The sequence below is a fragment of the Kineococcus deserti genome (genome assembly GCF_050871945.1).
In the GTDB taxonomy this organism is placed as follows: Bacteria; Actinomycetota; Actinomycetes; order Actinomycetales; family Kineococcaceae; genus Kineococcus.
In genome coordinates this window covers 96,659-109,405 of the sequence record NZ_JBJLSI010000008.1, presented here as the reverse complement: position 1 = coordinate 109,405, position 12,747 = coordinate 96,659, and the positions used below count along the sequence as shown (strand labels likewise).

Genomic DNA, 12,747 nt, shown 5'->3' with positions numbered 1-12,747 from the left:
CTGGGGTTCGAGAAGCATCCGGTGACCAACCTGAAGCAGGCGCTCACCGGGTTCGAGCGGTCGGGGTTCGAGGTGCTGTGGCAGCCCGACCGGGACTCGGCGTTGCTCGCGGCTCCCGGGGCCCGGACCGCGGCGGTGCTGCTCGAGGTCCACGACGTCGAGCTCGAACTCGGGGCGGGCGGGGTGTACCTGCTGGACTCCGCGGAGGCGGTCGACGAGTTCGCGCGCGAGCACGAGGACCGGGACTGGGTCGTCGAACCCTGCGCCTGCCCGCTCGGCCGGTACGCCGCGTTGCGGACCAGGGCCGGTCTGCCGCAACGGTTCCTGGCGCTGGACGACGACGCGAAGGGCTGGTTCTAGCGCCGGCTCAGCAGGGCAGGTCGAACCAGACCGTCTTGCCCCGGCCCGCGGGCCGGACGCCCCACGCGTCGGCGAGGGCGTCGACGATGGCCATGCCCCGGCCGTGGACGGCGCCGACGTCGGCGGGCTGGATGGCCGGCAGGCTCGCGTTGCCGTCGCCGACCTCGACGTGCACCTTGGCGGGGCTGACCGTGACCGAGAGGTCCACGCTGCTGCGGGCGTGCTCGACGGCGTTCGTCACCAGTTCGCTGACGAGCAGGACCGCGGTGTCGCAGACGGTCTCGCTCACACCCGACTCCGCGCAGCGGTCCCGCACGAAGGAGCGCGCCTGGGCGACGGCCCGTCGGCTGCGTTCCAGGCTCAGCGACGACGGCACCGACCGGGCGATCACCAGACGATGGTGACCCATGGCGTCCGCAGGCTCGACGGTGGGGTGGGGTGGGCCCGGGCGTGGGTCGTGCGCGGGGCCTGGTGCGCCCGGCGCGGACGGGCCACGCTGCTCGCGTGAGCCCACGACTGCGGTTGACCTCGACGGTCCTGGACAGCCCCGAGCCCGGGGTCCTGGCGGACTTCTACCGGCACCTGCTGGGGCTGGAGGAGACCGGTGAACGCGATCCGGACTGGATCGTCCTGCGCAACCCGCACGGCGGTCCGGGCCTGTCCTTCCAGCGGGAGGCCCGTCACGTGCGGCCCGCCTGGCCGGCCGCCCCCGGCGAGCAGCAGATGCAGGACCACCTCGACATCGCCGTCGACGACCTGCAGGCGGCCGTCGCGCACGCCGTCGCGGGCGGGGCGCACGTCGAGGAGTTCCAGCCGCAGGAGACCGTCCGGGTGCTGCGCGACCCGCACGGCCACCTGTTCTGCCTCTACCTGCCCGACTGAGCCCGGCGGGAGGGCGTGGGCGGGACGCGTCGTCCGAAGGTGTGGTGGCCGGTCGTCGTCACGGCCTGTCGAGCGGGCGGGGGCTTGCCTGGTGGCCGACCCCCCGGCCACCAGGCTGACACCCCACTCCGTGAGCCCGATGCGTCCTGCGGGCCCCCCGGCCCCGACGCACCCCCCGGACTCCCGGATCGTGCACCCGGTGGTCGACCCCCCGGCCACCGAGCCTTGCTGCTTCCCCCTGAGTCCGTCGCACTGCAGGCCCCCCGACCTGTGCGCTCCCCCCGGACTCACCCGCGACATCGCTCGGCCCCGGCGAAGCGTTACACCTCCGCAGTGTGTCCTGGGTCACACCAGGATCAGGCGCAGGAGAGCGCTACGGGCGCAGGCCCGGCCAGCGCTGCGCGGCCCAGTCGGCCCAGGTCGCCGACCCCGGTGGCGGGTCCGGGACGGGACCCCCGGACAGCTCCGCCGCGTCCGGTGCCACGAACACCTCGCGCCAGCTCGCGAGCTCCCCGGCCGTCACGGCGAACGTCAGGTGCGGGGTCTGCCGCCACCGGTGCTCGGCGCGCGTGAGCTGCGTGGCCGGGTCGACGTCGCAGAACTCCACCACGCAGTCCGCGCCCACCGCGGCGAACAGGACCCGCAGCGCGTGCCGCTCCTCGCGGGACCACAACCCGAAGTCCACGACGACGTCGAGGCCGAGCCGCGCCACGCGCAGCGCCGTCCACAGCAACCGCCCCTCCAGGGCGTCCCGGCCGGCCCCGGGGTTCTCGCCGCCGAACAGCGGGACCATCCACTCGTCCGGCGTCAGCCGCAAGGCCCCGCGGTCGCGTTCGAGCGCGGGGGCGCGGGTCGTCTTGCCCGAGGCCGGGAGGCCGACCATGAGGAACGCCGTGGGCACCGGGCCAGCCTGGCACGGTCCCGACGTGCGGACGCCCCCTCCCGCCGCGGCGGGAGGGGGCGTCCGGACCGGCCGGTGGGTCAGCTGACCAGCGCGGCCTGCTCGGCCGAGACCTCGGCCTCGGCGAGCTTGCCGCCGGAGCTCGACAGCTCGTAGGTCGGGATCTGCAGGCCGAGCGCCGCGCAGATCGCGTGGAACACCTCGGTGTTGTCCAGCAGCTTGCCGAAGGCCTGGGCGCCGGGCCCGGAGGCGAAGATCGACACGTCCTCGACGGTGTGCACGCAGTTGGTCTCGTCCAGCGGCAGGTTGCCGATCTGCACGACGGCGCCGGGGTCGCGGTCGGGGTTGGGGAACGCCTGCTCGGTGGCGGGGTCCTCCAGCGCCGGCTGCGCCAGGACGGCGTTGTGCGCGAAGTCGTCCGGGTGGTCCGGGTGGTTGGACCAGCCGAAGAACAGCTGGACGTCCGGGTTCGGGTCGTCCGGGAAACCGTCGCCGTTGGAGTCGACGTAGGTCGGGAAACCGGCGTCGGCGTACACGCCGTTCTGCTGGCGCGCGGGCGAGCCCTCCTTGGAGAGGGTGTGGGTGCCGGCGATGCTCATGGCGTGGTTGTGGTCGGCGGTCACGACGATCAGGGTGTCGTCGCGGTCCTCGGCCCACTCCTTGGCGACCTCGACGGCCTGGTCGAGCTCGATCGTGTCGTACACGGCACGGGGGCCGTCCAGCGGGTGCTCGGACTTGTCGATCGAGGCGCCCTCGACCATGAGGAAGAAACCCTTGTCGTTCTTCTCCAGGACCTTCAGCGCGGCCCTCGTCATCTCGACCAGCCCGGGCTGGTCGTCGAACTCGCCCAGGACCTCGGGGTTCGGGGTGACCTGGCGGTCGATGTAGACGTTCAGGTTCCCGGTGTGGAACGTGCCGAGCAGCTTGTCCGGGGTTCCGGCGGCCATCACCGCGGACAGTTCGGTGCGCGAACCCGCGTAGGCGAAGCCCTTGTCCTTGAACTCCTCGATGAGGTCGCGGTCGTCCTCGCGGCGCGAACCCTCCTGCGACTGCGGCAGGAACGTGGCGCGGCCACCACCCAGGAGGACGTCGGGCATCTGGCCGGGCTCGAGGGCCTGGTCCATGATGTCGACGTACTCCGAGCGACGGCGGGTGTGCGCGAACACCGCGGCCGGGGTGGCGTCCTGGACCTCGGCGGTGGTGACGATGCCGATCGACATGTCGCGCGAGCGCTTGAGGACCTCGGCCATGGTCTCGACGCGGGGGCTCGCGGTGGGGTCCTCGGAGTTGCCAGGGTAGACGCCCATCGCGTTGACGGCCGACTTGTGGCCGGTCATGTACGCGGACATCGAGTTCGCCGAGTCGGTGGCGATCGAGTCGCAGCCGGAGGTCGTGACGTTCCCGCGGTAGTCGAGGGTGTCCATCGCCAGCAGCGAGTTGTACTTGCCCTCGGTGATGCCCTTGGACAGGATCCGGGCGCCGGTGATGGCGGCCTGGCCCATGCCGTCGCCGAGGAAGAAGATGACGTTCTTGGCGGTCCGGCCGTCGGCCTTGGACAGGACGACCTCGTGCTCGACCTCCTGCGACGCCGAACCGTTCGCGGAGGTCACGGCGGCGGCGATCGTGTAGGTGCCCTCGGTCGGGTAGACGAGGTCCTGGTAGGTGACCTCGACCGAGTCGGCGGCCGAGCTGGTGCGCAGCGGCGCGGGGCTCAGCAGTGCGGCCGGGCCGCTGCCGTCGCTGACCTTGATGACGATCTTCGTGGTCTCGGGGTCGACGCCCGTGGCTTCGATGCGCAGGTCGAACCTCGCGCCGACCTGGAACTTGGCGCGGTCCAGCGGGAGGATCTTCACCGCGCTGCCGGTGCCGGTCGAGAGGGCGATCCGGCGGAACGTCGTCGAGTAGTGCGCGTCCTTGACGTTGAGCTGGGCCGGCACGTACGCCGGGGCGGCGGACGCGGAACCGGCGTCGACCAGGCCCTTGCCGAAGACGACGGCGGTGGCGAGGCCACCGGTGCCGAGAAGGCCTCGACGGGTGAAGAAACCGCGACGCTCTTGCGAAGCGTTCTCGTTCGTGCTGGGCTGGGTGTCGGACACCGGTGAACCTCTCGTTCGATCTCCTCGGGGCAGGCTCAACCTGGCAGTGGTCGGGGAACCCCCGGAGAACTCGACGACAACGGCCGGTGCACGGATTCACCTCAACAGGTGATCCATCCGGTACCCGAGGAGTTCGCGCAGGACGATCGACGTCGACGTCCCCCGGATCCCGCGGCAGTGCATGATCCGCTGGGTGATGTCGTAGACGTGGTCGGCGTCACGGGCCGCGATCTGGATGAGCAGGTCGGAGTCGCCGGAGATGCCGAGGCACTCGACGACCTCGGGGATGCGCTCGATGTCCTCCACCAGCCCGGCGAACTCGCTCTGCTGGACACCCGCTGTGACCAGCGCACGCATCGGCAGCCCGACCCGCGCGGGGTCCAGGCGGGTCGAGTTCGCCCGCAGCACCCCGTCGGCGGCGAGCCGCTCGAGGCGGCTGTGGACCGTCCCGCGCGCCAGCCCGAGGTCGAGCGCGAGCTGGGCCACCGTGGCTCGCGCGTCGCGGTCCAGGGCCAGCAGGATGCGCCGGTCGGTGTCGTCGAGGATGGTCACGCCGACCACCCTAGAGCTGTGATCATGCGCTCCGATGGTCGGATCGATCAACGTGGGCCGTGTCTCGTGTGCGATCCGACCGGGCCGCGCGTCATCTGCCCCATGCGCCCCACCGTCACCGTCAGCACCTTCCCGGCCCGCCGCCTCGAGCGGCTGGGCGTCGCCCACCTGTTCGGCCTGCCGGGCGACTTCGACCTGGTCGGCTCGACGAGGTGCTCGCGAGCGGCGGCCCGCAGCGGGCCGGAGCGAGCAACGAGCTCATCCCCCCAGCGCTGGCGCCGGGAGATGCCCCCAGCCGGCTGCGCCGCCGACGGTCACGCACGGTTGCGGCGCGGCCCGGCGGCGTTCGTCACGACGTCCGGTGTCGGCGAGCTGTCCGCCGTCGACGCCCTCGTCGGCAGCTGCGCCGAGGACGTTCCCGTCGTGGTCCGCGCTCGCGCGGGTGCCGGCCGCGCCGCTGGACCGTCCGCTGCGGGTGCTGCGCAGCGACCCCGCCGTGGCCGAGGACTCCCGGGTCGCGCTCACCGGGTTGCCCGGCCAGGCCCGCGAGGTCACGGTCCCGGTCACCGGCGACGGCTCGGCGCAGCTGACCACCGGTGAACTCGGCCGGTCGCCGACGTCGGGGCCGGCTCCGACGATCCTGCTCGTCGACAACGGCGGGTACACCGTGGAACGGGCGATCCGCAGCCCCGAGGCGGTGCCCAGGACGTCGTGGCGTGGAACCGGACGGCGGTGCCCGCCGCGTCGGGTCGCCGCGGCGATGACTTCACGGGCGCGTCCCGGTCAGGGACGCATGCAGACGCTGATGGTGGACTTCATCACCTCCCTGGACGGCTACGGGGCCGCGAAGGGCTGGCCCGGCTACTGGGGGCTGGAGGGACCGGAGTACCTGGGGTGGCTCGGGCAGGAGGAGGAGCACACGTCCCTGATGGGGGCGAGGACCTACCGGCTGATGGCCGGCTTCGCCGAGCAGATGCCCGACGACCCCGGGTTCGCAGCCTTGGCCGCGATGCCGAAGGTGGTGTTCTCGTCCACGCTGGAACCGCCCCTGGCGTGGGCGAACACGCGGCTGGTCGGCACGGACGCGGTCGCGGCCGTGCGGGCCCTGAAGGAGCGGGGCGACCGCCCGCTGCACACCCTCGGCAGCGTGTCGTTGTGCCGGTCGCTGCTGCGGGCGGGACTGGTCGACCGCTTCCGGGTCGTCGTCTTCCCGGTGATCACCGGCGCGACCGGCTCGGACCGCATCTACGACGGGTACCCGGACGTGGCCCTGGACCTCGTGGAGCAGCGCACCTTCGACGGCAGGCTCCAGCTGCTCGAGTACGTCCCCACGGTGCTGGCCGGCCCACCGGGTGACCGGTCTGACACCACCTCCGCTTGACCCCCGACGCGGCGTCGCGGAACCTGGGAGCAGCACCCACCACGAGGTGCCCGGACGAGCCCGCCGTACCCGGTCAGCGACAAGACGGTGGGGAAGGTTTCGTCGTGGCGTGGATCGTCCTCGTCGTCTCCGGTGTGCTGGAGGCCGTCTGGGCCACCGCACTGGGGAAGTCCACGGGTTTCACCCGTCCCGGGCCGACCGTCGTGTTCGCCGTCGGCATCGTGCTCAGCATGGCCGGCCTGGCGTACGCCATGCGCGTCATCCCGACCGGCACGGCCTACGCCGTGTGGGTCGGGATCGGCGCCGCGCTGACCGTCGGGTACGCCATGGTCACCGGCACCGAAGCCGTCTCCCTCGCGAAGGTCCTGTTGATCCTGGGCCTGGTCGGCTGCGTCATCGGGCTGAAGGTCCTGCACTGACCGTGCTCGATCACTGTCGTGATCGAGCACTCGTGTCGTCGTGCGGGAGGTCTCACCGCGACAGGGTGGCGGCGTAGGCGGCGCGCAGTTCGCGCAGGCGCCCGTTCTTCGCCGTGCCCCAGGCGCCCCAGTCGACCGAGCCGCCGTCGAGGGCGACCTCGAGCTGCTCCAGGTGCAGGTGCCAGGCCGCCAGCGACATCGGCACCCACTCGTCCTCGCCCTCGAGGTCGTTGGTCAGCCGCAACCGGGTGCGGGCGCGCAGCGCGCCGACGTCGAGCGGTTCGAGTTCCCAGCGCAGCAGCCCGTGCTCGGAGTTCGTGTGCTCCAGCAGCCGCGGCGGGTCGAACGCGGTGATCTCACCGGGCCACCACTCGAGCTCACCCGGTGGCCCGGTGAGCCACTCCAGCGAGAACTCCCCGCCCAGGCGCAGGTCGGCGCGCAGGTCGGCCCACCACAGCCGGGTCAGCGAGCGTTCGGTCAGGGCGGTCCAGACGGCGGCGACGGAGTGCGGGAACTCGCGGGCCAGTCGCAGCGTGGCGCGGTCGCCGCCGTGCAGGACCGCGTCGCCGAGGAGGTCGAGGTTCACCACGGCATCATCCCCGACGTCCGCGCGATCGACGCCCGTGGAACTGCGCGCCGCATCCGGAACCAGGGGCTGAAACGCTCAAGCCGCGGATCGGAGCGGTCGACGGGGGTGGGGGAGGCGACAGACGTCCCCGAGCGACCAAGGCCCTTCGAGGAGCGCAACGATGCCCGCACCGCAGCACCAGGAGAACCGCCGCCGTTCCCTCCTCGGGGACCGCCCGGTCGGCGTGCGCATCGGGGCGGGGGTCCTGGTGGGCGCCACGGTCGCCCTCGCCGTCGGCGGCGTCGCCACCGTGCGGCTGGCCGAACTGCGCGAGGCCACCCGCGCCTCCTACGCCGAGAGCGTCCAGCCGCTGGTCGACCTGTCCGCCGCCCAGCGCGGTTTCCAGGCCGCCCGGGCGCGGGTGGTCGAGTACCCCGCGGCCTCGCCCGAGGTCCGGCAGAAGCTGCTGACCCAGTTCGAGGAGAAGTCGGCCGACCTGCAGGCCGGCATCGACGCCTACGCCCCGAACGCGGCCGACCCCGCCCAGGTCACGGCTCTGCAGGACGCGCAGGCTCAGATCGACACGCTGTTCCACGACGTCCTCGTCCCGCAGGCCGACGCCGGTGACGTGTCCGGGGCCGCGACCGTCTACCGCGAGCAGATCCTGCCGGTGGTCACCACCGGCGCCGACGCCATCGAGGCGGCCGGGGCCGCGGAGGAGCTGCGCGCCCAGGCCCGCACCGACGCCGCCGCCGCCAAGGCCGGCTCCGCCCTCGTCGTGGTCCCCGTCGTCCTGGTCGTCGGCCTGCTGCTCGCGCTCGGGGTCGCCGTCGCCGTCGTGCGCGGCATCACCCGTCCGCTGTCGCGCGTCTCGCGGGTGCTCGACGCCGTCGCCGCGGGCGACCTCACCCAGGACGCCGGCATCGACACCCGCGACGAGATCGGCCGGATGGCGAAGAGCCTGGGCGCCGCGACCTCGAACCTGCGCTCGATGGTCTCCTCGATCACCGCGACGTCGCAGTCGCTGGCCGGAGCCAGTGCGCAGCTGTCCACCACGAGCGGTGAGCTCGCCGGTGGCGCCGACGCCGCGGCGTCGCAGGCCGGCCTGGTCTCCGGTGCGGCCGAGGAGGTCTCGCGCACGGTCTCGACGCTGGCCGCCGGCAGCGAGGAGATGGGCGCGAGCATCCGGGAGATCAGCGTCAGCGCCTCGGAGGCGGCGCGGGTGGCCGGTCAGGCCGTCGACATGGCCTCGGTCGCCGACCAGACGGTCAGCAAGCTCGGCGACTCCTCGCGCGAGATCGGGGACGTGGTCAAGGCCATCACCGCCATCGCCGAGCAGACCAACCTGCTGGCGCTCAACGCGACCATCGAGGCGGCCCGTGCCGGCGAGATGGGCAAGGGGTTCGCCGTCGTCGCCGGGGAGGTCAAGGAACTGGCGCAGCAGACCGCGCGGGCGACCGAGGACATCACCCACCGCGTCGTCGCGATCCAGGGCGACACCGGCCGCGCGGTGTCGGCGATCGCCGACATCCGCGAGGTCATCGCCCGCATCAGCGACTACCAGACGACGATCGCCTCGGCCGTGGAGGAGCAGACCGCGACCACGCAGGAGATGAACGGGAACGTCACCGAGGCCGCGAACTCCTCCGAGGACATCGCCCGCAACATCGCGACCATCGCCGACACCGCGGAGAGCACGACCCGCGCTGCCGCCCAGACCCGCCAGTCCTCCGACGACCTCGCGGGGCTGTCCGCGGAACTGCTCGCCTCGGTGGGCAGGTTCCGGGTCTGAGTCCCGGAGCTCAGCTCGTCGTCATCGTGCTCGGGATCCGGTCCCGCTCGTAGGTGATCGTCGAGTACCCGTGCGGCGTCGGCTGCCCGTCCGGGCCGAGGTTCACGAACACGATCTTCTCGATCGTCAGGATGCTCTGACGGGTGATCATGTTCCGGACCTCGGCCCGCATGGTCAGCGAGGTGCGGCCGAAGTGCGTGGCGCGCAGGCCCATCTCGATCAGGTCGCCCTGCTGCGCGGAGGACACGAAGTTGATCTCGGAGATGTACTTCGTGACGACCTTGCCGTTGCCCAGCTGCAGGATCGCGTAGATCGCGGCCTCCTCGTCGATCCAGCGCAGCAGGCTGCCGCCGAAGAGGGTCCCGTTGGCGTTGAGGTCCTCGGGGCGGACCCACTTCCTCGTCCTGAAGTTGATGCTCTCGTCACCGACGGGCGGACTGACTGGTTCCATGTCAGGACAATCTACGCCGGGTGGTGGGGCCGCAGGTCCCCGGCGCGCGGGAGCCGGCCACCAGGTGCTGGGGTGGCTGGAGAACGCGGCCCGGTCGGCCAGTCCGGGCCGGGCGGACGACCGCACCGCCTCGGTGGTGGTCGTGTCCCCCTGCTCGGCAGGTCCGGCCGCGACGCTGCCCGCCGGGCGTCGCCCACCCGTCGTCGGGTCGTGCGCGCCGCCCGGGGTTCGCCCGACGGTCCGCCCGGGACCGCAGGCGGGCCCGTCCTGTTCACCCGGAGTTCGCCCTGCGGTCACCGGCCCGACCTGCGTCGCCGCGGGCGAGGGGGTTCCATACGGGCGTGCAGCTCAACCCCGAAATCGGCATGTCGATCCTGGACGACGAGGACGAACCGGAGCTCCTGCGCAGCGACGGCACCGTCGTCGACACCTGGCGCGAGGACTACCCGTACGACGAGCGGCTCAGCCGCAAGGACTACGAGGTCGACAAGAGGTTGCTGCAGATCGAACTGCTGAAGCTGCAGCAGTGGCTCAAGGCCTCGGGCGAGCGGATCGTCGTGCTGTGCGAGGGACGCGACGCGGCCGGCAAGGGCGGCACCATCAAGCGCTTCATGGAGCACCTCAACCCGCGCGGGGCCCGGGTGGTGGCGCTGGAGAAGCCCAGCGAACGCGAGTCCACCCAGTGGTACTTCCAGCGCTACGTCCAGCACCTGCCCGCAGCCGGCGAGTTCGTCCTGTTCGACCGTTCCTGGTACAACCGCGCCGGCGTGGAACGGGTCATGGGTTTCGCCACGGCGCAGGAGTACGACCGGTTCACCGCGCAGGCCCCGCTGTTCGAGCGGATGCTCGTCGACGACGGCATCCACCTGGTGAAGTTCTGGTTCTCCGTGACCCGCGCCGAGCAGCGCACGCGCTTCCTCATCCGGCAGATCGACCCCGTCCGGCAGTGGAAGCTGTCGCCGATGGACCTCGCGAGCCTGGACCGCTGGGACGAGTACACCGCGGCCAAGGAGGCGATGTTCGAGCGCACCGACACCGGGTACGCGCCGTGGACGGTCATCAAGACGAACGACAAGAAGCGCGCCCGGCTGGCGGCCATGCGGCACGTGCTGTCGCTGTTCGACTACGACGGCAAGGACTCGGAGGTCGTCGGGACGCCCGACCCGCTGCTGGTCGTGGAGGCCCGCACCATCCTGGAGACCGACCGGCGGCCGGAGGTCGCCGCGACGCTCTGAACCGCCGTCCGCAGAACCCGCCCCGGTGGTCCCCGGGGCGGGTTCTCGCGTCGGGGGCCCGTGGAGCGCGGGGTTCCCGCGGCCGGGTGAACTGGTGGTGAACAGTTCGGCGGTCGCCCCGGTACGGGTTTCCGGCCCGGCGCTGCGGGTGCAGCCTTGCCGACGTGGAGACCGCAACCGTCATCCTCGTGCTGGTCGTGGTGGTCGCTCTCTCGTTCGACTTCACCAACGGCTTCCACGACACCGCCAACGCGATGGCCACGTCCATCGCCACCGGCGCGCTCAAGCCCAAGACGGCTGTCGCGCTGTCCGGCATCCTCAACCTCATCGGCGCCTTCCTCTCCGTGGAGGTCGCGCTCACCGTCACCAACGCCGTCGTGAAGATCCAGGACAGCGACGGCGCGCCGAAACCCGAGCTCCTGGCGGGCGGAGGTTCCGCGCTCCTGACCATCGTGCTCGCCGGCCTGGTGGGAGCCATCGCCTGGAACCTGCTGACCTGGCTCGTCGGGTTGCCCTCGAGTTCCTCGCACGCCCTGTTCGGCGGGCTCATCGGTTCCACCGTCGCCGGCCTGGGCTGGGCCGGGGTGAACTGGAACGGGGACGGGTCGAAGATCGACGGTGTGGTCGGGAAGGTCGTCGTCCCGGCCCTGGCCTCACCCGTCCTGGCCTGCCTGGTGGCCACGGTCGGCACCTGGCTCGTGCACCGCGTCGTCACCGGGGTCGCGCAGCGGTTCACCGACCAGGGTTTCCGGTGGGGTCAGATCGGCTCGGCCTCGCTGGTCTCGCTCGCGCACGGCACGAACGACGCGCAGAAGACCATGGGGGTGATCACCCTCGGCCTCATCGCCTCCGGGCACTGGACGAACCTGGAGGAGATCCCGTTCTGGGTCAAGGCGGCCTGCGCCCTGGCCATCGCGTCCGGGACCTACCTCGGCGGCTGGCGGATCATCCGGACCCTGGGCAAGGGACTCATCGAGATCAGCCCGGCCCAGGGGATGTCGGCGGAGACCTCCTCCGCCGCGGTGATCCTCATCTCCAGCCACATGGGTTTCGCGTTGTCCACCACCCAGGTCACCACCGGTTCGGTCCTCGGCGCCGGACTCGGCAAGCCCGGGGCCACCGTGCGCTGGCGCGTCGCCGGGCGCATGGTCGTCGCGTGGGTCACGACCATCCCCGCCGCGGCGGTCGTCGGGGCCCTGATGTGGTTCCTCGCCGACCTCCTCGGCGGTGGGCTCCTGGGCGCACTGGTCATCAGCGTCGCGCTGCTGGCCTTCACGCTCGCCGTGGTGGCCCGCTCGCGCAGGGACCCGGTGCACGCCGACAACGTCAACGACGAGTGGCACGAGACCGCGGGCGCCCGGCGCACGCCGGCCTCGGTCTGAGGGGAGCATCCGCATGACCCAGAACCTGGTCCTCGTGGGCGAGGCGTTGTGGAAGATCCTGCTGCTCGCCCTCGTCCTCGGCGCGGGGGTCCCGGTGCTGTTCTCGGCCGGTGTGCGGGCCATGGCGTTCGGCGCCGGCGGGGACGCCGAGACCAGCCACGAACCGGGCCACCCGGTCGGCCGGGTGCTCGCGGTCGCCTGCTTCGCGGTCTGCCTGCTGGTCGTCGCGCTCGGCATCGCGTACGTCGTGGCCAGCGGTTTCGGCAAGGCGCTGAGCTTCGAGCACGTCCACCCGACGATCGTCGACAAGTGAGGGGGGAACTCCCGTGAGCTCGACCACTCTCGCCGGCCGCGTCGTCGCCTGGCTGCGCGCCGGGTACCCGACCGGGGTGCCGCGCCAGGACTACGTCGTGCTGCTCGGCCTGCTGCGCCGCAAGCTCACCGACACCGAGGTGCACGAGATCGCCGCCGAACTGGCCGGCCTGGCCGAACAGGGCGAGGTCATCACCGTCGCCGACGTCGAGCGCCTGGTCAACGAGGCGACCCTCGACGAGCCCGCCGAGAGCGACGTGGCCCGGGTCTCCTCCCGCCTGGCCGCCGGAGGCTGGCCGCTGGCCGTCATCCCCTCCTGACCCATCCCCCCTCCCGGCGACCGAGGGTTCAGCACTCCCGCTGATTCCTTGATCGCCGCCGCTGAGTCCTTGATCGCCGGGGAGTGGGAGGGTGGA

16 protein-coding genes and 1 riboswitch are annotated in these 12,747 nt (G+C 72.2%); of the genes, 10 read left to right on the top strand and 6 right to left on the bottom strand.

Going from position 1 to position 12,747, the window contains the following annotated elements:
* The first annotated feature begins 21 nt into the window (after window positions 1-21).
* The gene (locus ACRYR2_RS09015) at window positions 22-360 is read left to right on the top strand and encodes a hypothetical protein (protein ID WP_432562516.1); all 339 of its coding nucleotides are present in this window, start codon (window positions 22-24) and stop codon (window positions 358-360) included.
* 7 nt (window positions 361-367) lie between these two features.
* Here the strand turns inward: ACRYR2_RS09015 and ACRYR2_RS09010 are convergent, their stop codons facing one another.
* Window positions 368-751 (bottom strand): ATP-binding protein, encoded by a 384-nt coding sequence (locus ACRYR2_RS09010; RefSeq protein WP_432562515.1) that lies wholly within the window; start codon window positions 749-751, stop codon window positions 368-370.
* Window positions 752-864: 113 nt separating this feature from the next.
* Here ACRYR2_RS09010 and ACRYR2_RS09005 point away from each other — a divergent pair, with 113 nt between their 5' ends.
* The gene (locus ACRYR2_RS09005; protein ID WP_432562514.1) at window positions 865-1,242 is read left to right on the top strand and encodes a VOC family protein; all 378 of its coding nucleotides are present in this window, start codon (window positions 865-867) and stop codon (window positions 1,240-1,242) included.
* 373 nt (window positions 1,243-1,615) lie between these two features.
* On the opposite strand, the gene ACRYR2_RS09000 is transcribed toward ACRYR2_RS09005, so the two are convergent.
* The 3 genes from ACRYR2_RS09000 to ACRYR2_RS08990 all read right to left on the bottom strand — a co-directional run bounded on the left by ACRYR2_RS09000 (window position 1,616) and on the right by ACRYR2_RS08990 (window position 4,791).
* On the bottom strand, window positions 1,616-2,143 hold the full coding sequence (locus tag ACRYR2_RS09000) for an AAA family ATPase (RefSeq protein WP_432562513.1): 528 nt from the start codon (window positions 2,141-2,143) through the stop codon (window positions 1,616-1,618).
* A gap of 80 nt (window positions 2,144-2,223) precedes the next feature.
* Window positions 2,224-4,239 (bottom strand): alkaline phosphatase, encoded by a 2,016-nt coding sequence (locus tag ACRYR2_RS08995; RefSeq protein ID WP_432562512.1) that lies wholly within the window; start codon window positions 4,237-4,239, stop codon window positions 2,224-2,226.
* A 96-nt stretch (window positions 4,240-4,335) separates the two neighbouring features.
* The gene (locus tag ACRYR2_RS08990) at window positions 4,336-4,791 is read right to left on the bottom strand and encodes an Lrp/AsnC family transcriptional regulator (RefSeq protein WP_432562511.1); all 456 of its coding nucleotides are present in this window, start codon (window positions 4,789-4,791) and stop codon (window positions 4,336-4,338) included.
* Window positions 4,792-4,815: 24 nt separating this feature from the next.
* Here ACRYR2_RS08990 and ACRYR2_RS08985 point away from each other — a divergent pair, with 24 nt between their 5' ends.
* From ACRYR2_RS08985 to ACRYR2_RS08975, 3 genes are all read left to right on the top strand, one after another.
* Window positions 4,816-5,391, top strand: a complete 576-nt coding sequence (locus ACRYR2_RS08985) for a thiamine pyrophosphate-binding protein (protein ID WP_432562510.1) — start codon at window positions 4,816-4,818, stop codon at window positions 5,389-5,391.
* 193 nt (window positions 5,392-5,584) lie between these two features.
* A complete protein-coding gene (locus ACRYR2_RS08980) occupies window positions 5,585-6,172 on the top strand; it encodes a dihydrofolate reductase family protein (protein ID WP_432562581.1) in 588 nt (195 codons plus the stop codon).
* A 27-nt stretch (window positions 6,173-6,199) separates the two neighbouring features.
* Window positions 6,200-6,266: riboswitch (guanidine-III (ykkC-III) riboswitch) on the top strand.
* 10 nt (window positions 6,267-6,276) lie between these two features.
* Entirely contained in the window at window positions 6,277-6,591 is a 315-nt protein-coding gene (locus ACRYR2_RS08975) for a DMT family transporter (protein ID WP_432562509.1), read from the top strand.
* 52 nt (window positions 6,592-6,643) lie between these two features.
* Here ACRYR2_RS08975 and ACRYR2_RS08970 read toward each other — a convergent pair whose 3' ends face one another.
* Window positions 6,644-7,177 (bottom strand): SRPBCC family protein, encoded by a 534-nt coding sequence (locus ACRYR2_RS08970; RefSeq protein WP_432562508.1) that lies wholly within the window; start codon window positions 7,175-7,177, stop codon window positions 6,644-6,646.
* A 163-nt stretch (window positions 7,178-7,340) separates the two neighbouring features.
* Here ACRYR2_RS08970 and ACRYR2_RS08965 point away from each other — a divergent pair, with 163 nt between their 5' ends.
* Window positions 7,341-8,951, top strand: a complete 1,611-nt coding sequence (locus ACRYR2_RS08965; protein WP_432562507.1) for a methyl-accepting chemotaxis protein — start codon at window positions 7,341-7,343, stop codon at window positions 8,949-8,951.
* A 10-nt stretch (window positions 8,952-8,961) separates the two neighbouring features.
* On the opposite strand, the gene ACRYR2_RS08960 is transcribed toward ACRYR2_RS08965, so the two are convergent.
* On the bottom strand, window positions 8,962-9,402 hold the full coding sequence (locus ACRYR2_RS08960) for an acyl-CoA thioesterase (protein ID WP_432562506.1): 441 nt from the start codon (window positions 9,400-9,402) through the stop codon (window positions 8,962-8,964).
* 365 nt (window positions 9,403-9,767) lie between these two features.
* Between ACRYR2_RS08960 and ppk2 the strand changes: the two genes are divergently transcribed.
* From ppk2 to ACRYR2_RS08940, 4 genes are all read left to right on the top strand, one after another.
* On the top strand, window positions 9,768-10,637 hold the full coding sequence (gene ppk2, locus ACRYR2_RS08955; RefSeq protein ID WP_432562580.1) for a polyphosphate kinase 2: 870 nt from the start codon (window positions 9,768-9,770) through the stop codon (window positions 10,635-10,637).
* Between the two features lie 164 nt (window positions 10,638-10,801).
* On the top strand, window positions 10,802-12,019 hold the full coding sequence (locus ACRYR2_RS08950) for an inorganic phosphate transporter (protein WP_432562505.1): 1,218 nt from the start codon (window positions 10,802-10,804) through the stop codon (window positions 12,017-12,019).
* A gap of 13 nt (window positions 12,020-12,032) precedes the next feature.
* Entirely contained in the window at window positions 12,033-12,332 is a 300-nt protein-coding gene (locus ACRYR2_RS08945) for a hypothetical protein (RefSeq protein ID WP_432562504.1), read from the top strand.
* A 13-nt stretch (window positions 12,333-12,345) separates the two neighbouring features.
* Window positions 12,346-12,651 carry a DUF3349 domain-containing protein gene (locus ACRYR2_RS08940; protein ID WP_432562503.1) on the top strand — a complete coding sequence of 102 codons (306 nt, stop codon included), beginning with the start codon at window positions 12,346-12,348 and terminating at the stop codon, window positions 12,649-12,651.
* Window positions 12,652-12,747: the final 96 nt, after the last annotated feature.

What these genes read in the sequence shown, in the direction of transcription:
- ACRYR2_RS08980 (WP_432562581.1), top strand. Translation starts at nt 5,585, where the DNA reads ATGCAGACGCTGATGGTGGACTTCATCACCTCCCTGGACGGCTACGGG.
- ACRYR2_RS08985 (WP_432562510.1), top strand. Translation starts at nt 4,816, where the DNA reads ATGCGCTCCGATGGTCGGATCGATCAACGTGGGCCGTGTCTCGTGTGC.
- ppk2 (WP_432562580.1), top strand. Translation starts at nt 9,768, where the DNA reads ATGTCGATCCTGGACGACGAGGACGAACCGGAGCTCCTGCGCAGCGAC.
- ACRYR2_RS08960 (WP_432562506.1), bottom strand. Translation starts at nt 9,402, where the DNA reads ATGGAACCAGTCAGTCCGCCCGTCGGTGACGAGAGCATCAACTTCAGG.
- ACRYR2_RS08945 (WP_432562504.1), top strand. Translation starts at nt 12,033, where the DNA reads ATGACCCAGAACCTGGTCCTCGTGGGCGAGGCGTTGTGGAAGATCCTG.
- ACRYR2_RS08965 (WP_432562507.1), top strand. Translation starts at nt 7,341, where the DNA reads ATGCCCGCACCGCAGCACCAGGAGAACCGCCGCCGTTCCCTCCTCGGG.